This is a genomic window from Streptomyces sp. NPDC059398, from assembly GCF_042751845.1.
Lineage (GTDB): Bacteria > Actinomycetota > Actinomycetes > Streptomycetales > Streptomycetaceae > Streptomyces.
The window spans coordinates 49,250-65,331 of the sequence record NZ_JBHYWP010000020.1; the positions used below are offsets into that span (position 1 = coordinate 49,250).

General features: G+C 72.2%; 17 protein-coding genes. 4 read left to right on the forward strand and 13 right to left on the reverse strand.

Going from position 1 to position 16,082, the window contains the following annotated elements; genetic code table 11:
* Window positions 1–20: 20 nt before the first annotated feature.
* Both ACFXBC_RS10260 and ACFXBC_RS10265 read right to left on the reverse strand, forming a co-directional pair.
* A complete protein-coding gene (locus ACFXBC_RS10260; RefSeq protein WP_385021232.1) occupies window positions 21–431 on the reverse strand; it encodes a VOC family protein in 411 nt (136 codons plus the stop codon).
* A gap of 39 nt (window positions 432–470) precedes the next feature.
* On the reverse strand, window positions 471–893 hold the full coding sequence (locus tag ACFXBC_RS10265; protein ID WP_385021235.1) for a helix-turn-helix transcriptional regulator: 423 nt from the start codon (window positions 891–893) through the stop codon (window positions 471–473).
* 179 nt (window positions 894–1,072) lie between these two features.
* Here ACFXBC_RS10265 and ACFXBC_RS10270 point away from each other — a divergent pair, with 179 nt between their 5' ends.
* Window positions 1,073–1,624 (forward strand): sugar O-acetyltransferase, encoded by a 552-nt coding sequence (locus tag ACFXBC_RS10270; RefSeq protein WP_385021360.1) that lies wholly within the window; start codon window positions 1,073–1,075, stop codon window positions 1,622–1,624.
* A 124-nt stretch (window positions 1,625–1,748) separates the two neighbouring features.
* Here the strand turns inward: ACFXBC_RS10270 and ACFXBC_RS10275 are convergent, their stop codons facing one another.
* The 7 genes from ACFXBC_RS10275 to ACFXBC_RS10305 all read right to left on the reverse strand — a co-directional run bounded on the left by ACFXBC_RS10275 (window position 1,749) and on the right by ACFXBC_RS10305 (window position 9,846).
* Window positions 1,749–2,585, reverse strand: a complete 837-nt coding sequence (locus tag ACFXBC_RS10275) for a hypothetical protein (RefSeq protein ID WP_385021238.1) — start codon at window positions 2,583–2,585, stop codon at window positions 1,749–1,751.
* 255 nt (window positions 2,586–2,840) lie between these two features.
* Window positions 2,841–5,042: a HelD family protein gene (locus ACFXBC_RS10280; RefSeq protein WP_385021241.1), complete on the reverse strand. Its 2,202-nt coding sequence runs from the start codon at window positions 5,040–5,042 to the stop codon at window positions 2,841–2,843.
* A gap of 39 nt (window positions 5,043–5,081) precedes the next feature.
* Window positions 5,082–5,750: a TetR/AcrR family transcriptional regulator gene (locus ACFXBC_RS10285; RefSeq protein WP_385021244.1), complete on the reverse strand. Its 669-nt coding sequence runs from the start codon at window positions 5,748–5,750 to the stop codon at window positions 5,082–5,084.
* A gap of 100 nt (window positions 5,751–5,850) precedes the next feature.
* Window positions 5,851–6,645: an HAD family hydrolase gene (locus ACFXBC_RS10290; RefSeq protein ID WP_385021247.1), complete on the reverse strand. Its 795-nt coding sequence runs from the start codon at window positions 6,643–6,645 to the stop codon at window positions 5,851–5,853.
* A gap of 71 nt (window positions 6,646–6,716) precedes the next feature.
* Window positions 6,717–7,970: a phosphotransferase gene (locus tag ACFXBC_RS10295; RefSeq protein ID WP_385021250.1), complete on the reverse strand. Its 1,254-nt coding sequence runs from the start codon at window positions 7,968–7,970 to the stop codon at window positions 6,717–6,719.
* Window positions 7,971–8,165: 195 nt separating this feature from the next.
* A complete protein-coding gene (locus tag ACFXBC_RS10300; RefSeq protein ID WP_385021253.1) occupies window positions 8,166–8,984 on the reverse strand; it encodes an HAD family hydrolase in 819 nt (272 codons plus the stop codon).
* Entirely contained in the window at window positions 8,965–9,846 is an 882-nt protein-coding gene (locus tag ACFXBC_RS10305; RefSeq protein WP_385021256.1) for a winged helix-turn-helix domain-containing protein, read from the reverse strand. The genes ACFXBC_RS10300 and ACFXBC_RS10305 overlap by 20 nt, the downstream gene beginning before the upstream one ends.
* 266 nt (window positions 9,847–10,112) lie before the next feature.
* Between ACFXBC_RS10305 and ACFXBC_RS10310 the strand changes: the two genes are divergently transcribed.
* Window positions 10,113–10,301 carry a hypothetical protein gene (locus ACFXBC_RS10310; protein WP_385021259.1) on the forward strand — a complete coding sequence of 63 codons (189 nt, stop codon included), beginning with the start codon at window positions 10,113–10,115 and terminating at the stop codon, window positions 10,299–10,301.
* A gap of 90 nt (window positions 10,302–10,391) precedes the next feature.
* Here the strand turns inward: ACFXBC_RS10310 and ACFXBC_RS10315 are convergent, their stop codons facing one another.
* The 3 genes from ACFXBC_RS10315 to ACFXBC_RS10325 form a co-directional block, all read right to left on the reverse strand.
* The gene (locus tag ACFXBC_RS10315) at window positions 10,392–11,690 is read right to left on the reverse strand and encodes a GNAT family N-acetyltransferase (protein WP_385021262.1); all 1,299 of its coding nucleotides are present in this window, start codon (window positions 11,688–11,690) and stop codon (window positions 10,392–10,394) included.
* A 96-nt stretch (window positions 11,691–11,786) separates the two neighbouring features.
* Entirely contained in the window at window positions 11,787–12,749 is a 963-nt protein-coding gene (locus tag ACFXBC_RS10320) for an asparaginase (RefSeq protein WP_385021265.1), read from the reverse strand.
* 43 nt (window positions 12,750–12,792) lie between these two features.
* Window positions 12,793–13,380, reverse strand: a complete 588-nt coding sequence (locus tag ACFXBC_RS10325) for an ABC transporter substrate-binding protein (RefSeq protein ID WP_385021268.1) — start codon at window positions 13,378–13,380, stop codon at window positions 12,793–12,795.
* A gap of 116 nt (window positions 13,381–13,496) precedes the next feature.
* Here ACFXBC_RS10325 and dtd point away from each other — a divergent pair, with 116 nt between their 5' ends.
* Window positions 13,497–13,922: a D-aminoacyl-tRNA deacylase gene (gene dtd / locus ACFXBC_RS10330; RefSeq protein ID WP_385021271.1), complete on the forward strand. Its 426-nt coding sequence runs from the start codon at window positions 13,497–13,499 to the stop codon at window positions 13,920–13,922.
* 106 nt (window positions 13,923–14,028) lie between these two features.
* On the opposite strand, the gene ACFXBC_RS10335 is transcribed toward dtd, so the two are convergent.
* Entirely contained in the window at window positions 14,029–14,361 is a 333-nt protein-coding gene (locus tag ACFXBC_RS10335) for an SCO0607 family lipoprotein (RefSeq protein ID WP_385021274.1), read from the reverse strand.
* Window positions 14,362–14,772: 411 nt separating this feature from the next.
* Between ACFXBC_RS10335 and ACFXBC_RS10340 the strand changes: the two genes are divergently transcribed.
* Window positions 14,773–15,957 carry a S1 family peptidase gene (locus ACFXBC_RS10340; RefSeq protein WP_385021277.1) on the forward strand — a complete coding sequence of 395 codons (1,185 nt, stop codon included), beginning with the start codon at window positions 14,773–14,775 and terminating at the stop codon, window positions 15,955–15,957.
* Window positions 15,958–16,082: the final 125 nt, after the last annotated feature.

The window sequence follows — 16,082 nt, forward strand, 5'->3', positions numbered from 1 at the left end:
GCCCCGCGACGCGCCCGGGGTTACGCCTTCGGGGCCTGGGAGATCCGCACCACGTTCCCCGAGGGATCCCGGAACGCGCAGTCGCGCGGGCCCCAGGGCTGGTCGATGGGCTCCTGGAGCACCTCGGCGCCGGACGCCAGCACCGTCTCGAACGTCGCGTCGAGATCGTCGGAGCAGAAGACGATGTTCGGCAGGACGCCCTTGGTGAGCAGTTCCTGGAGGGCGTCCCCGTCGGCCTGGGACCGTCCTGCGTGCGGTTCCGACAGCACGATTTCCAGGCCCGGCTGGGACGCGCTGCCCAGGGTGACCCAGCGGAATCCGCCCGATGCGACGTCGTTGCGCGATTCGAGGCCGAGCGCGTCGCGGTAGAAGGCGAGGGCCTCGTCGACGTCGTTGACGGTGATGTGGCAGTACTGGAGAGCGATGGTCATGCGGACCAAGCTAAGGGCTGTCCCGTCCGGACGGGCCGGTCAATCTCCGTCCGGACGGGCCGGGAAACCCCTGGTCGGCCGGGTTCGGACCTTCGCGATGCACGCGGGCATCGCCGTGACGGCGCCGTGCTCCCGGGCCCGGTACGCGGTGGGCGACTCCCCCACGAGTTCGCTGAAGCGCGAGCTGAACGAGCCGAGCGACGTACAGCCGACCTCCATGCACGCGTCGGTGACCCGTGTGCCACCGCGCAGCAGGGCCATCGCCCGCTCGATACGGCGGGTCATGAGATAGCTGTACGGAGTCTCGCCGTAGACGGCGCGGAACTGCCGCGAGAAGTGTCCGGGCGACATGAGCGCGTGCCGCGCCAGGGTCGGCACGTCGAGCGGACGCGCGTACTCCCTGTCGATCAGATCCCGGGCCCGGCGCAGATGCACGAGGTTCTCAAGATCGCGCGGTTTCATGGGTCCCAGATTACCGATCCTGTTACCGGTCCTGGTGCTCCACCGGCCTGGAAACCCGCAGCCGGCCCGGCGGTGGGGACGCCCGGGAGCCGGTGTGGTGCATCGTGGCGGGGGCGCACCGTGCGGCCGAGGGGGAAGAGTGCTGGAGGACGTCTGCCGTGACCAGTCAGAAGGAACGCATGCTCGCCGGGGAGTTCTATCTGCCCGACGATCCCGAACTGGTCGCGGACGCGCTGCGGGCGGCCGTGCTGAGTGAGCGGTTCAACAGCAGCGCGCCCACCGACCCGGCGGGCCGCCGGGCGGCGCTCACCGAACTGCTCGGCTCACTCGGCGAGGATGTGGAGGTCCGGCCGCCCCTCCGGGTGGACTACGGCAGCAACATCACCATCGGGCCGCGCACCTTCGTCAACTTCGGCGCCGTCTTCCTCGACGTGGGGACCATCACCATCGGCGCCGACGTACAGATCGGTCCGAACGTCCAGCTCCTCACCCCGACCCATCCGATCGACCCCGGGAAGCGCCGCGCCAAGTGGGAGGCGGCGGAGCCGGTCACCGTCGGGGACAACGTCTGGCTCGGTGGCGGCGTCATCGTCTGCCCGGGGGTGACGATCGGCGAGAACACCGTGGTCGGGGCGGGCTCGGTCGTCACCAAGGACCTGCCGGCGAATGTCGTCGCCGTCGGCAGTCCGGCCCGTGTGATCCGTACGATCAACCAGGTCGAAGAGGTCTGAGGTACGGGCCTGAGGTGCGGGCCTGCTGCACCGGCCTGAGGTACGGGCCTGGGGTACGGGCCAGGGGTACGGGCCAGGGGTACGGGCCAGGGGTACGGGCCTGGGGTACGGGCCAGGGCGCCGGTCAGAGAGGCAGCCGGTACTGCCACCAGCGGTGGCTGATCCGCAGCTTGGCCGACTTGAGCGCCAGGCCCAGCACCTCGTCGTCCACCTCGCGGACCCGGAAGGACTCGACCGAGGGGTGGTCCTCGCGGATCTGCTCGACGAAGTCCGCCACCAGGGAGCCCAGTTCGGGTGCTTCGACGCCGTGGTGGGCGACTCTCTCGACGTACACCTCGGGGCCGGCGACCACTGTGGCGATCCGGGCTGCCGTACGCCCGTCGGCCGTCAGCAGTTCCAGGCCCTGCCACCCGGTGCCCCGGGGCGCCCGGCGGGTCCGTACCGGCGGCAGGCCCTCGGGGCGCTGCCAGCGGGACAGCGCCGACACGCCCCACTTCCGGCCCAGCTCCCGGTGGACCGAAGCCTCCAGCTCGGCCGCCGCGCGGGCGTCCAGCTCGGCGCCCGTGTCACCCCGGTCCAGCCAGTCCAGCGCCCGGAATCCGGCCGCTCCGGCCGCGTCGGCCGCCGCCCGGAAGAGGGCGACCAGGGCCGCCTCCTCGTCCCCCGTACCGTCCGGTTCCGCGACGGAGCCGTGGACGATGCGCTCACGCTCCCGGGACACCAGCAGCCACTCGACCGTCACCGCGTCCGGGTCATCGCCGGGGAACACGGGCGCCCACCCGAGCAGTACGCCATCGCCCGAGCGGGCAACCGCGACGCCCAGCGTCCCGGGGTGCGGGCGGCTCCCGCCGGGCGCCGGGGTACCGGCGGGCAGCCCCGCGCACAGCTCCTGCCACAGCCGGTCCTCCGCCCCGGGTTCCCGGTCGAACTCCACCACGATTTCCATGTCGTCCCCACTCACGCAGCCAACAGACGGCCGTCCCCGGCACCCGCAAGCATCGACGAAGACCGGCGGGCGGACGGGGAAGTGGCCTTCCCGGACCCATCCTCCGCCTGCTCAACCATGGTCCTCAATATGCGCCATGCCTGCTCCCGGGGGTACACCCGGCCCCCGCCCGTATGACCGAATGCCCGGATGCCCGGACAACCGCATGCCCGAACGGACCCGCGCATCCCTCCCTCTCCCCTCCCTCATCTCAGGGAGAGGTCCCTCTTCTCAGGGAGAGGCCGTGAGCGGCGCTGGCAGGTCGCGGCGGTGCACCAGGTCCAGCCGGGAGACCGCCCGGGTCAGCACCACATACAGCCGGTGCAGCCCGCGATCCTCGGCGGCCACGATCGCGGCCGGCTCGGCGACCACCACATGGTCGTACTCCAGCCCCTTCACCATCCCGGCGGCCACGACACTCACCCGGCCCGGGGCCGCCCCCTCCCCCGGCGCGGCGTCCGAGAACGCCCCGGAGCCGAGCACCCCCGCCTGTTCCAGCGTCGCCCGGAGCCCCGGGACCGCGTCATCGGCAGCGATCACCCCGACCGATCCCTCCTGCGCCAGCGCCGCCCGTACGCACTCCACGACCGCCGCCGCCAGGTCGCCGTCCTCATCGACCCGCCGTACGGTCAGCTCGCCGTCCCTCCGCATCGAGCGGCCCAGCGGCACCTCCACGCCCAGCGAGCCCACCAGCCGGTTCGCCAGCTCCACCATCACCTCGGGCACCCGGAAACCCAGCGTCAGCGGCACCACCGCCGCCCCCGGCTTCCCCAGATGCGCCAGCTGCTCGGGCCAGCTGCGGGCGGCCCACGGGGTCGTGCCCTGGGCGAGATCGCCCAGCACGGTCACCGAACCGAAGTCGACCCGGCGGGCCACCGCCCTGCACTGCATCGGCGACAGGTCCTGCGCCTCGTCGATGACCACGTGCCCGTATCCCTCCGGCCGCTCGATCAGCCCCTTCACCTCGTCGATGAGGACCAGATCGGCGGCCGACCACTTCGCGCCGCGCCAGGAGCGTGGCGGCTTCGGCCAGCGCACCGCCTGCTGCTCGGCCGCGCTCAGCACCCCGTCCGCCGCTTCGGCGAGCAGCTGCGGCCGGGTCAGCAGCTCCGCCACCACCTCCTCGGCCGAGACCTTCGGCCACACCGCGTCGACGAAGGCCGACAGCGCGCGGGCCCGGCCCATCCGGCGCAGCCACTCCCGGCTCGGCGGCCCGGCCCTGCGCTCGACCTGGCGCCGGAAGACGTTCAGCGCGCGCTCCCGTAAGCGTTCACGCCCCACCGCGTACAGCGGCGCCTCCTCCCGCACCCCGGCGACGATCCGCGCCAGCTCGTCCGGCTCGATGCGCCACCGGTACGAACCGTCCGGCACCGCGAGTCCCCCGGTGGGCGCCGAGACCCGCGCATAGAGCGCCCGGCGCAGCACTTCGGCCATGCGGACGTCGTGCTTGAGCGCGGCGGCGGCGGGCGGGTCCTGGCCGAGCACCGGGTGGCGGGCCAGCTCGTCGTCCACCGTCGACTGTCTGACCCCGATCTCACCGAGCGAGGGCAGCACTTCGGAGATGTACGCCAGGAACGTCCGGTTCGGGCCCAGCACCAGCAGACCACTGCGCCGGATGCGCTGCGGGTAGGTGTAGAGGAGGTACGCGGCACGGTGCAGCCCCACCGCCGTCTTGCCGGTGCCCGGGGCGCCCTGCACGCAGACGGACAGGGCGAGTTCACCCCGTACGAGATCGTCCTGCTCCGGCTGGATGGTCGCGGCGATGTCCCGCATCGGGCCGACCCGGGGCCGCTCGATCTCGGCGGTCAGGATGGCGCTTCCGCCGGGGGCGCCGTGCCTGCCGGGTTCGCCGGGTTCGCCGGGTTCGCCGGGTCCACGGTGCTCGCCGTGTTCACGGTGCTCGGAGTCCGCGCGCTGCTCGCCGTCCGCGCGGTGGTACGGCCCCGGTCCCGGCTGGAGCAGTTCGTCCTCCAGGCCGGTGAGGTCGTCGGACGCCCCGTCGCTCCAGGGCGCCCAGCCGAACCTCCGCCGCACCGCCACGCCCTGCGGGTCGCTCACGCTCGCCCGGTAGAAGGCGCGCGAGACGGGCGCGCGCCAGTCGATGACCAGCGGCGGTACCGACGGGTGGCGGCTGATCCGGCGGCGGCCGATGTGGTAGCTCTGCCCGCGGTGGTCGCGTGGGGCGTCGGCGCCGAAGGTGAGCCGCCCGAAGAACAGCGGACTGTCCGGCTCCTCCCGCAACTCCGTCGCCTGGCTCCGGAGTTGGTACCCGAGCACTTCGGCGTCGGCGCCCGAGGCGAAGGCATTCTCGCCGCTGACGACCCGTTCCTCCGCGTCCTCGGCCATTCCGGACAGAGCCGCCCGGCAGGCGTCGTGGTAGGTCCGTTCCGCGCCCAGTTCGGCGCTCAGCTGTTCGTCGGGTGGCGTCGTCATACGGCGAGCCTACCGAATAACGTTACCGAGTAACATTTTTTACTCTTTGGCGGACGCCCGGCCGCCGAAGCCCTCCCGCAGCTGCGCGAATCCCCACTCCGCGGCGGACACCGCGTCCGGGTACACCTGGTCGGCGCTCTCGCCCTCCGCGATCCGCCGCCAGTTCTCCATGGCCAGGATCCGCTGGACGGCCACGATCTGCCCGGCCGCCAGCCGCGCCCCGAGGAGAACACCCGGCCCGCCGGGCGTCTCCGTCCCGGACCCCGCCTCCGCCAACGCCCGGGTCAGCGCCTCCTCCGTACGGCTCGTGTACGCGTAAAGCCGCGCGACGAGGGCGGGTGTCCCGTACAGCAGCCGGTGGAAGGCCAGCACCTCCGCCGCGTCGCTGAGCCCGGTCACCGGGTCGCGCCGTTCGAGCCCGTCCTGGAAGTGCAGCCGCAGCGCGTCGAGCGGCGACCGGCCGGCGGGCCGCCCCGCCACCACCCCGGCCGACTCCCGCTCGTGGTCGGCGAACCGGTGCAGGACCAGGTCCTCCTTGGCCGGGAAGTACCGGAAGAGCGTCGGCTTGGAGACCCCGGCCGCGGCGGCCACCTCCGCCACCGGCACCGCGTCGAACCCCTTCTCCAGGAAAAGCCGGATCGCGGCGTCCGAGATCGCCCAGTAGGTCCGCTGCCGGTTGTGCTCGCGCAATCCCTTCCCGCCGCTCATGACGGACGAGCGTACGCAAGGAACGCGCCCGGCCGCCGCGCGAGTCCCTCCCGTACGGCGCCCGGCCCCCGCGCGCCGTCCGCCGCCCGGCGGGTAGCGCTCACCGGCCCCACAGGATGTCCAGGACCGGCTCCCAGGTGTTGAGCACCAGGTCGGCGCCCGCCGACGCGAGTTCGTCGACGGCCAGGTCGCTTCTGGCGTAGCCGAGGAACGGCAGGCCGACCTCCTGGGCCGCCCGCAGGTCCGGCACCGTGTCGCCGATCACCAGCGTCGTGGCGCGGTCCGCGCCCAGCCCGGCCAGCGCCTGCTCCAGCGTGTGCGGATGCGGCTTGAGCAGCTGGAGGTCGGCGGTCGTCCGGCCGTGGATGTGCGGCCCGAAGCACTCGGCGAGACCCCGGCCCTTCACATAATCGCGCACCGCCCGGGACGAGTGGCTGGTGGTGACGGCCAGCCTGCCGCCGGTCGCCGACCAGGTGCGGACGACACCGTCCGCGTACATCGTGGGCCATGCCCCGGCGACGGCGCGCTGCTCCTGGCGGGTCAGCCACTCCTCCAGGTCCGCCACCAGGTCGCTGCCCGGGTGCAGCGCCCCGACCGTACGCAGGATGTCGAGCGGGTCGGCGAGCCCGGCGAGATCCGCGTCCGGGGCGAGGGCGTTGACCCCGCGCTCCTCCAGGAACGTCCGCATCCCGTCGGACACGGCCTGCTCGGCGGCCGGTCCGAACAGCCGGCAGAGCGGACCGTCGAAGCCGAAGAGCACATACCGTGTCGCGGCGATCCGGTCTCGGAGGTTCTCACGGATCACGGATACCGCCTGTTCACTTCGGGTCGGATGGGTCGGGGCAGCCGGGACGGTCACATCGTTCCCGTCCGCCACATCGGTCTCTTGGGCCACAACGGCCTCTTGGGCCACATCATTTGCGTGGGTCACATCGTTCGCATCGGTCACATCGGTCGCCTCTGAAGTCACTCGGACAGGCTGCCCATGTCCGGGCCCTGCGCAGTCCTGACTGCATCGAACCACTTCTGCGGCTCTTCCACCACGTTCCGCTTTCTCCGCGAGCGCTTCTGTCCGTACGTCAAGACGCCAGTCTCCACAGGGCCGTTCCACACAGGGCTGTTCCACATCCCGGGAACATCCCGCGCGTTCCGCCGCCACACCGCACACGCCGCCGCGACCCGCTCCGTATCCGGCACCCCGCGCAGCCCGAGCGGTCCCCGCGCGGCGGCGAGCACCGTACGGATCCGCTCCGCTGCCGCCGCGAACTCCGCGGGGCCCGCGTGGTGCGGCAGCGCCAGCGTCACCCGGATCACATCGATGTAGACGGAGAGCAGCCGCTCGAAGTCCAGATAGATCCGCAGCGCGCCCCGGTGGTCGTTCAGGGCCCCGGGGCAGCTCACCGCTACCGCGGACCGCCACGCCCGCAGCGCGGCCCTCCTCCGGGCGCCGGTGGTGTACCGCATCCGTCCGAGATGGGCGGCTATCTCGTAGACCGGGTCTCCGTAGAGCGCCAGCTCCCAGTCGATCAGCGCGAGTTCCCCGCCCGGGCCGACGATCAGGTTCCCCGCGTGGGCGTCCGTGTGCAGCAGCGCGAAGGGCCGCTCGCCGAGTTCCGCCGCCCGCTCCCGGAGCCTGCCGAGCGCCCCGTCGTCCACCCCGAGCGCGGCGAACAGCTCCTGGTGTGCCCGGCCGGCGCGGCCCTTCACACCGGACTCGGTGAAGTCGACGAGCGTACGCAGGAATCCGCCGCAGTCCCCGTCCCCCGGCCAGCCGTCCGGAAGCGGGGGCAGCGCCTGGACGGGGACGGCGGTCAGCTGCCTGAACAGTGACACCAGTTGGACCACGTAGCCCCGGCCTGCCCGGCCGGCGGTCCCGGCCCGGCCGGAGAGCGGCACCCCCGGGGCGTAGGAGTGCACGGTGAAACCCGGCCGGTCGGCGAGGACCCGGGGGCTGCCGTCCACCCGGCCCGCGACGGCACGCAGCAGCTCGCCCTCCGGCCAGATCCGCAGATTGAACTGGGCCGCTCCGGGAATGGGGGCCCGCACCTTCACCGGTGTCCCGGCGGGCAGCGACATCGCGTCGGCGAGGTCGGGCGGCAGCCGCACCCGGTAGTTCCGGTGGTAGTAGCCGCTGAGGGGCTCCCCCTCGGCGGCGGCTCGGTACAGCAGGTCCCAGCTGTCGGCCGTACGGCCGCAGGCGCTGCGGGCTCCCTCAGGCATGCGGCTCCTGCGCTCTCGTGACCGAAGCTCGCCGGCGGACCGTCCCTGGCCGCTGCCCACCTTCATACCCAGGAGAGCCGATGGCCTCAAACCCCCCGGAACGTAAGGGGGTTGTACGTACACCTGGCGACGTACACCTGGCGACGGCTGCCCGCTCCGGCCGCGGGAGCCCCCGCGGGCGGCGTCCCGGGGCGGCTACCCGGCGACCGCCCCGCTCAGGACGGCCAGGTCCGTGACGAAGTACGCCGCGCCCGCGTCCCCGAGCCGCAGCAGCTTCTCCGGCCCGGTGCCGTACCCCACGAACGGGACCCCGATCGAGGTGGCGGCGAGGGCGTCGGCGGGGGAGTCGCCGATCATCAGCCCCCCGGCGGCGTCCGTCGCGGTCTCCGCCAGCAGGCGTTCCAGGCAGTACGGGTGCGGTTTCATCAGCCGCGGGTCGTCGTGCCGTCCGACGACCGCCGCGAAGTACCGCCCGATTCCGTGCAGTTCCAGATAGGCGCGGGCGGCTGCCTCACTGTTGTTGGTCGCGATGACCAGCTGCTTTCCGGTCGCCAGCAACGCTTCCATCAGCTCGAAGGCGCCGGGGGTGGGCTCCGCGGTGGCCGCCGCCTCCGTCTCCAGCTCCTCCAGCCGCTTGCGCAGGGCGGAGACCAGCCCGTCCGGGTCGCCGGGGAAGGCGTCATGGGCACGCCGGAGGACCGCGAGGGGATCGTGTGGCTCGTCCGGCCCCGACCAGCGCGGCAGCCGCAGGGCGGCCATGGCGCGCAGCTCGGCGGCGATCGCGGGGGCGCGCAGCCCGGCGAAGAGCCCGCAGACCGGGCCGTCGAAGTCCCAGAGGACCAGCGAGGCACGGGAGAGCAGCGCCCGCAGTGCGGGGGCAGCGGTCGGGACGGGAAGGGAGGCGGTACCAGGGGCCGGGGCGGCGGGGGCGGCTGCGCCAGGGGCCGGGGTGGCGGGGGCAGGGGCGGGGGTGTCATCGGGGGAGGGCAGCACGTCAGTCGCCGAAATCCGCATCTTGGGCCAGCTGGTCCCAGTAGGAGTCGAAGAATCTCTGCGCCGCTTCCACCTTCAGTGCCTGTCCGGGCTTGGTGTACGGGAAGAGCGTCGCGCCCACACCGAGCGAGTCGAGGATGGTGACCTCCACGCCGTCGATGGGCTCAGGTGTCCACTGCTCCAGGGTGTAGTAGCCCTCCAGCAGCTGGTCCTTGTTCAGCAGGTACAACTTCAGCGGCGGGGTGAAGGGCACGGTCCGGATCTGTACCGACACCTCGGGCACCAGACCCTGGTGGCGCAGTCTCAGCAGCGAGTGGCGCAGCGACCTGGCGTGGTTGATCACCATGTCGCGGTGGCGTTTGCGCGGCCGGTCGTCGTCGGGGTCCTCGACCCCGCGCGGGAAGGCGAGCCGTATGCCGGTGATGTCGGGGAGCATCAGCCGCAGCGCGATGCTCTGCGGCCGGATCTCGCCGTCGCTGATCCGCGCCATCTGCGCGCCGAGGTGCTGGGCCATCGTCTCCGAGGTCAGCGAGAGCACATCCATCGTGACCGTCTCGGCCTCGAAGGCGGCCCGCAGCCTGGGCTGGAGGGTGACCTGTGCGGGCTGCGCGGACGGTACGGAGTCTGCGGGCGCCGCGGCGGCGGGGCCGTCGGTCACGGTTGCCGGGCGGCCCCGGCTGGACGAGATCAGCCCCTCGGCCCTGAGTACGTCGAGCGCCCGGCCGACGGTCTCGCGCGATACCCCGTAGGTGGCCTGGAGTTCACGCTGGGAGGGCAGTTGCCGGCCCACCCGGTGGAGTCCGTCCGCGATCTCGGTCCGCAGGTCGTCCGCGATGACCTGGAACTTCCTGCCGTCTGTGCTGTCTGCGTCACGTGGGGCCACCACACCACCGTACAACTACCGGGCAGCGCAACGTAATTGACAGGAACAAACAGACAGGGTCACCTTTCCGGCCAATCAACCAGCCAACCAACCAGGCAAGTCACCAGACAGGTTTACGGATATACAAGCGGCGGGCATACCACCGTCAGGCCAACCGGGCCCACTTGTCTGGTACTTGACTGCAAAAACTCTCCATGGGGCATACAAGCCGATACAACGGTGTGCAGGCAGCGGGTGCTCCCCACCATCCCGAAGGAGGGAACCCCATGCCTACCGCAGCTCTCCTGGTCGCAGGAGTCGGATTCGTCATCGAGCAGACCGTTCAGTCCGCGTTCGGAATCGCGGGACTCGTCGGGTTCGGCATGCTCACCGTCGGCGTGAAGTCGGGCAGTCTCCCGTGCAGTTGTCTGGGTGCCTTCATGCTCTTCATCCAGGTGAAGGCCCTGATCGGCTGAGCCCTCCCGGAACCGGGCCCCTCCTGGAACCCGGCCCCTCCGCGAACCGGGCCCCTCCACGAACCGGGCCTCCCCGGAAACCGGGGCGCTCTAGAAGCCGTCCGGGCACCACGGCCGGACGGCCGTACGGAACAGCGCCTCGGTGACGGCGACCGCGCCGGCCCTCTCCTCCGAGATCCGGCCCAGCGCGGCGAGCCGCACCGCGGACGCGTCACCCAGATACATTGCGCTCAACTCCCCCACGTCCAGGGCGACATCGGCGCTCTCCGAGGTCGGCGCACAGACCGCGCCGTCGGGAGAGGCGTCCAGCCGGTAGCGCCCCGCCGAGAGCCCGTCGTGGTCCCGCACCTCCAGGACCAGAGTGCCGGACGCCTCGTACGTCCTGCTCTCCAGTGCCCGTACGACATCGAGCAGCCGGATCCACAGATAGTCCGCCTGCTGGGTGATCCTGGCCGCCCGCGGGTCGGGCAGCAGGGACGGCAGCAGATCGTCGGGGCCCCGGTGTTCGGCCCGCACGGTGGTGACCCAGTCGACCGAGCAGAGGTAGTGCCACAGGGCGCGCTCGGCGGCCGGGGAGACAGCGACCAGGTCCAGCACGGTGGCGGTGTTGAGCGGCTGTTTGGCGGGGCCCCAGTGGTCGTCGGCGGTGTAGACGAGCAGCCCATCGACCTCGCCCCGGGGCGAGCGGTAGACCGCGTAGAAGGGCTCGGTCCAGGGGTGGCCCGGCACCTGGTCGAGGCCGGTCCTGACGGCCCACCAGCGCTCGTTCCTGCTGGTCGCGCCGGGCTGCGAGCGCCGGAAGCGGGCGTGCAGTTCGGGTCCGAGCTTCCGTACGTCCGCGCCGTCCACCAGATCGATCCGGCCGGCTCCGCCACCGAGATCCTTGTCACGGGCGGAGGCGGAGGCGGAGCGAAGCGGAGCGCACTCCGGGCGGGCCCAGCGCGGGTCGAGCCCGGCGCGCGGCACATCGACCGTCCAGTCGGTGGCCCAGGCGGCCGGGCCGAAGCCGAACCGGCCGTAGATCGGGTACTCGGCGGCGATCAGCGTGGCCAGCACCTCCCCGCGCTCCTTCGCCGCCGCCAGGTCCACCGCCATCATCCGGCTGAGCAGCCCGCGCCTGCGGTGCGTCGGCGTGACCGTGACATTGGTGACCGCGTCCGAGGGGAGCGAGGCCCCGCCGACGACGCTGATCTCCTGCGCGAAGGACCGGAAGGTCCCGACACAGCGCCCGCCGTCGAACGCGCCCTGGGTCCGGGCCAGATCGGTGTGCGGGAGACGGCTGCGGACCTCCTCGTCGGAGACGGCCGGCGGCCGGAGGAAGCCGGTGTGACAGGCCCGCAGCCAGTCGGGGTAATCGGATTCGGGGACCGTACGGACGTCAACTGCCATGGTGGCCACGGTAAGTACCCATCCCTCGGACTGTCGCGCGAATTACCGACTGTCGCGCGGGCGTTCCCGGCCCCGCGCGGGTGGCCCGGAAGCTCTTCAGAGTGCCGCGCGGATCTCGCCGACCCTGGCGGCGCCACCGAGCAGCGGCGCGTCGGCCAGCCTGGCCAGCACCGGGCTCTCCACCCCCATCCGCTCCAGAGTCCGGGCCAGCACGGGGCCGAGCACCCGGGTCGAGCCGTCGTCGATCTTGAAGGCGAGCGCCCGGCCGTCCGGGAGGGCCAGCGCCTGGACCGCTTCGGCGCCCATCTTGGAGAGAGCCCCGGGCAGCGCCCGCATCACCCAGGTGTCCGGCCTGCGGGTCCCCGCGACGTACTCGGGGTGGGCGCGCATCGCGTCCGCGACCCGCCGCTCCGGCGAACCGTCGGGGGCGAGGACGAACGTACGGAACGCCCGCGCCAGGCCGACCAGGCTGATCGCCATCAGCGGCGCCCCGCACCCGTCCGTACCGACCGAGGTCACCCGCTCGCCCGCCGCCTCCTCGACCACCGTCAGGACCAGCCGCTGGAGCGGGTGGGACGGGTCGAGGTAGGAGTCGGTGGGCCAGCCGTTCAGCGCGCAGACGGCCAGCATCGCGGTGTGCTTGCCGGAGCAGTTCATGGTGACGCGCTCACGCTCATGGCCCGCGGCAAGATATCCCTCGGCCTCGACCGGGTCCAGCGGCAGATCGGCCGGGCACTGGAGATCGCTCTCACGCAGTCCGAACTCACTGAGCATCGTCCGCACGAGCGCCCGCTGGAACTCCTCGCCCGAGTGGCTGGCCGATGCCAGCGCCAGCCGCTCGCCGGAGAGGTCGAGCCCGGCCCGCAGTACGGCGGCGGCCTGCATCGGCTTGTTGCTGGAGCGGGGGAAGACCGGCAGCGACGGGTCGCCCAGCGCGTAGTCGACGCTCCCGTCGGCGGCGAGCACCACCAGTGAGCCCCGGTGCCGGCCCTCCACGAAGCCGGAGCGCACGACCTCCGCGAGGACCGGGGATACAGGGGCGGTGGTGCTGGCGGTCATCGTCGGCCTTCCGGGAACGGGGCCCGCCACCCGAAGGATCGCCTCAGGTGAGCAGGTCGTCTACTTGCGCTTCGCCCTCACGGTACCTGCGGGCGATCTCCGCGCTGCAATCGTCCGCGGTGCGCTGGAGGTGCTGCCGGCGGCTGGAGACCTGCTGCTCGTAGCGGACCAGGCGGCCCATTCCGGTGTGCAGCTCCTCGTCCGTACGGGCGCCGAGGTCGGAGAGCTCCACCTCGGCGAGCATGTCGGCGGCCAGCTGGGTGTTCTCCACGCTTCGCGGCGTCGAGAGCGTCACATGGCGGGCCGACGAGCGGTGCGACGACGGCAGGTCGGCCAGGATCTCGGAGAGCCGCTCGACGACCGGCGACTCCGGGCCCGTGCGCCGGGACAGCTCGGCGCGGAGGATGTCGATCCGCCCGTGCAGCATCCGCCGTACGTAGCTGAGGTCCGCCTCGTCCCGCTGGGCGTCCTTGCGCAGCGTGCGCAGTTCGGGCAGGCGCAGTCTGCCGATGTCGTGCTCGATGACCGCCGGGAGCGCGGCGCCCACGCGCTGCGCGGGTGTCCGTTGAACGGAGCTGATCCGGGTCATGGATACGGGACCGGTCGACTGCCCGGCGCCAGATGTACTCATATGCGTATTCCGTCCCCTCGACCGGTGCGGTGCACCGCCTCCCGTGCATGGTGCCACTCCGATCGGCGCCACAGCCGTCTCTCCGCACACGTTCGGCCCCGGATAGGTTGGGCCACATGCGTGCAGTGGTGCAGAGGGTGGACGGCGCGAGCGTCGTCGTGGCTGGTGAGACCGTGGGTGAGATCACCGGCGAGGGTCTGTGCGTCCTCGTGGGGGTCACCCATGAGGACACATCGGAAAAAGCGGCGCAGCTAGCCCGAAAGGTATGGTCCCTGCGCATCCTGTCGGGCGAAAAGTCGTGTTCCGACGCGAATGCCCCTTTGTTGGTGATTTCGCAGTTCACCCTGTACGGAGACGCCCGCAAGGGCCGCCGCCCCACCTGGAACGGGGCGGCGCCGGGCGAGGTGGCGGAGCCGCTCGTCGACGAGGTGGTGGACCGGTTGCGCGCCCTGGGCGCGACCGTCGAGACGGGCCGGTTCGGGGCGAGCATGCGGGTCTCGCTGACGAACGACGGCCCGTTCACGGTCCTGCTGGAGATCTGAGCCCGGACAGGTTCTCGCCCCGCAGGCACCCGTGCCCGGCCGGAGTCCCGTACGGCCCGTGGGGACCCGGTCCCCCGCCCCGGCGTTCCGGCGGCCCGGGACCCGCTCAGTCCTTCGGCGCCTTGACGGTCTTCCCGTCCTTGTCGACCGTGTGGGTCTGCCAGTAGGTGTCCCACTTGTCGCCGACGTGCTCGGGCACCTTGCCCTCCGGATAGCGGGTGTAGCCCTTCGGCGGCTCATGGCCCTTGGTGGCGCAGGCGCTGCCCGTCGAGCCCACGTTCAGCACCGGGTACTCACCCCCGCCGCAGATCGCGTCCGCCCGCGAACAGCCGGTGACGGTGAAGGCCACCGACACCGCGGCCAGTACCAGGACCGGCACGGAGCGACGGCCGCGCCGGATGCCGGACGAGGCCGTACGGGGACGGACGGACGCGTTCATGGGGACTCCTCGGGTCGGGCCGGGTACCGGCGTCAGGCAAGCCTGCACCGGCCATGGCCCCCGATCATGAGTACTCCTACTCAAACCGCCACCCGGAGGAGTCGGTGACCGAGGTGCGGGGCAGCGGCCGGGCGGGCCCACCGGCCCCGGGACGGCGCCACCGCGGACAGCGCTGAACTCAACAGTTATCTGCACCTCTGTGGAAAAGCGGACACCGAACACATCTTGAACAACCCCACGGGGCCGGGCCAGAGTTCGGGTCAGCGGCGCACTCCCCCCATAGGCCGCTGGACCGGCACGCCACATGCGCGACGGCTGTCTTCACGCACAGAAGAATCCTGATCAGCCCTGTCGCGCACTTGGCATGCCCATGACGAGAGGAAAGCTGTGCGCGTTTCTCGAATATCCCTGGTGACCACCGCGGTCGGCACGCTGCTGTCAGCAGCGTTCGCGACGGGCGCCGCGCAGGCCGCCCCGTCCCCCACCTCCACACCCCGCTATCAGCCCGCGATGGTGGCGGCGCTGGCCCGCACCCTCGGCGTCAGCGAAGACGCAGCCGTGGCACGGCTCGACCACCAGGCCGCTCAGCAGAACGAGTTGGCCACCCTCAACAGATCGGGGGTGACGACGGACGGCGCCTACTTCACCGCGGACGGCAAGCTGACCGTGAACGTCTCCACTCCTGCCGCGACCCGGCAGGTCAGACAGCACGGCCTGGTGGCACGCGTACCGCAGCGCGGTGAGCGCGCCCTGGACCGGATCAAGGCATCGCTCGACGCGAAGGCTCTCCGCAAGGCCCCCGACGGCGTCGCCTCATGGGCGGTGGATCTGCCGAGCGACACCGTGACCGTGCACGTCGCACCCGGCCGTACGTCCGCGGCGGCCAAGTCGTTCCTCAAGGCGGCGGCCTCGCGGGGCAGCGCGGTGCGGGTCGTCCGTGACGGACAGCGCCTCGGCCCCCAGGCAGCCGTCTACCCGGGCAGCAAGATGACCTGGACCAACAGCCAGGGCAGCTGGATCTGCTCCGTCGGCTACGGCGCCCACGACTCATCGGGGCGCCAGTACCTCGTGAGCGCCGGCCACTGCGTGGCCGACCTCACCGACCTGTACTACGGCAGCGCGCACTTCGCGAAGGGCGTCGACAGCCGCTACGCCCTGGGCCGCCGGAGCGTCGACATGGGCATCGCCCAGGTCGACCAGGACGACTCCATCGCCACCCAGGTCGGCACGTGGGGGCAGGGATCGAACGTCTCCGTCAAGGGCAGCAAGCGCGCGGCCTCCGGAGCCTCACTGTGCAAGTCGGGCCAGACCACGGGCTGGACCTGCGGCGCCGTGAAGTCGTACAACGTCTCCGTCACCTACACCGACGAACACGGCGGGCCCGACACCGTGGTCACCGGCCTCGGCAGTTCGTCGGTGTGCACGGAGGGCGGTGACAGCGGCGGCGCCTACATCTCCGGCAGCCAGGCGCAGGGCATGACCTCGGGCGGCCCCACCGGCCAGCAGTGCTCGGGCACCAACTCCGGTGGCTCGTCGTACTTCCAGCCCCTCGACGACGCCCTCTCGTACTACGGTCTGACGCTCAACACCAACTGATCACCGGACCGGAAGCCGGACGGGGGGGGGGGCCGGGGGGGGGACCCGGGGGGGCGCGGGGGGGGGGGTCGGGCCCGGGCCCCCAGGTGGTGGGCGGGCGGGGCGCGGGCGGGGGGGGGGGAGAC

Coding starts and splice junctions, on each gene's coding strand:
- ACFXBC_RS10260 (WP_385021232.1), bottom strand. CDS start 431: ATGACCATCGCTCTCCAGTACTGCCACATCACCGTCAACGACGTCGAC.
- ACFXBC_RS10265 (WP_385021235.1), bottom strand. CDS start 893: ATGAAACCGCGCGATCTTGAGAACCTCGTGCATCTGCGCCGGGCCCGG.
- ACFXBC_RS10270 (WP_385021360.1), top strand. CDS start 1,073: ATGCTCGCCGGGGAGTTCTATCTGCCCGACGATCCCGAACTGGTCGCG.
- ACFXBC_RS10280 (WP_385021241.1), bottom strand. CDS start 5,042: ATGACGACGCCACCCGACGAACAGCTGAGCGCCGAACTGGGCGCGGAA.
- ACFXBC_RS10285 (WP_385021244.1), bottom strand. CDS start 5,750: ATGAGCGGCGGGAAGGGATTGCGCGAGCACAACCGGCAGCGGACCTAC.
- ACFXBC_RS10295 (WP_385021250.1), bottom strand. CDS start 7,970: ATGCCTGAGGGAGCCCGCAGCGCCTGCGGCCGTACGGCCGACAGCTGG.
- ACFXBC_RS10300 (WP_385021253.1), bottom strand. CDS start 8,984: ATGCGGATTTCGGCGACTGACGTGCTGCCCTCCCCCGATGACACCCCC.
- ACFXBC_RS10310 (WP_385021259.1), top strand. CDS start 10,113: ATGCCTACCGCAGCTCTCCTGGTCGCAGGAGTCGGATTCGTCATCGAG.
- ACFXBC_RS10315 (WP_385021262.1), bottom strand. CDS start 11,690: ATGGCAGTTGACGTCCGTACGGTCCCCGAATCCGATTACCCCGACTGG.
- ACFXBC_RS10320 (WP_385021265.1), bottom strand. CDS start 12,749: ATGACCGCCAGCACCACCGCCCCTGTATCCCCGGTCCTCGCGGAGGTC.
- ACFXBC_RS10325 (WP_385021268.1), bottom strand. CDS start 13,380: ATGAGTACATCTGGCGCCGGGCAGTCGACCGGTCCCGTATCCATGACC.
- dtd (WP_385021271.1), top strand. CDS start 13,497: ATGCGTGCAGTGGTGCAGAGGGTGGACGGCGCGAGCGTCGTCGTGGCT.
- ACFXBC_RS10335 (WP_385021274.1), bottom strand. CDS start 14,361: ATGAACGCGTCCGTCCGTCCCCGTACGGCCTCGTCCGGCATCCGGCGC.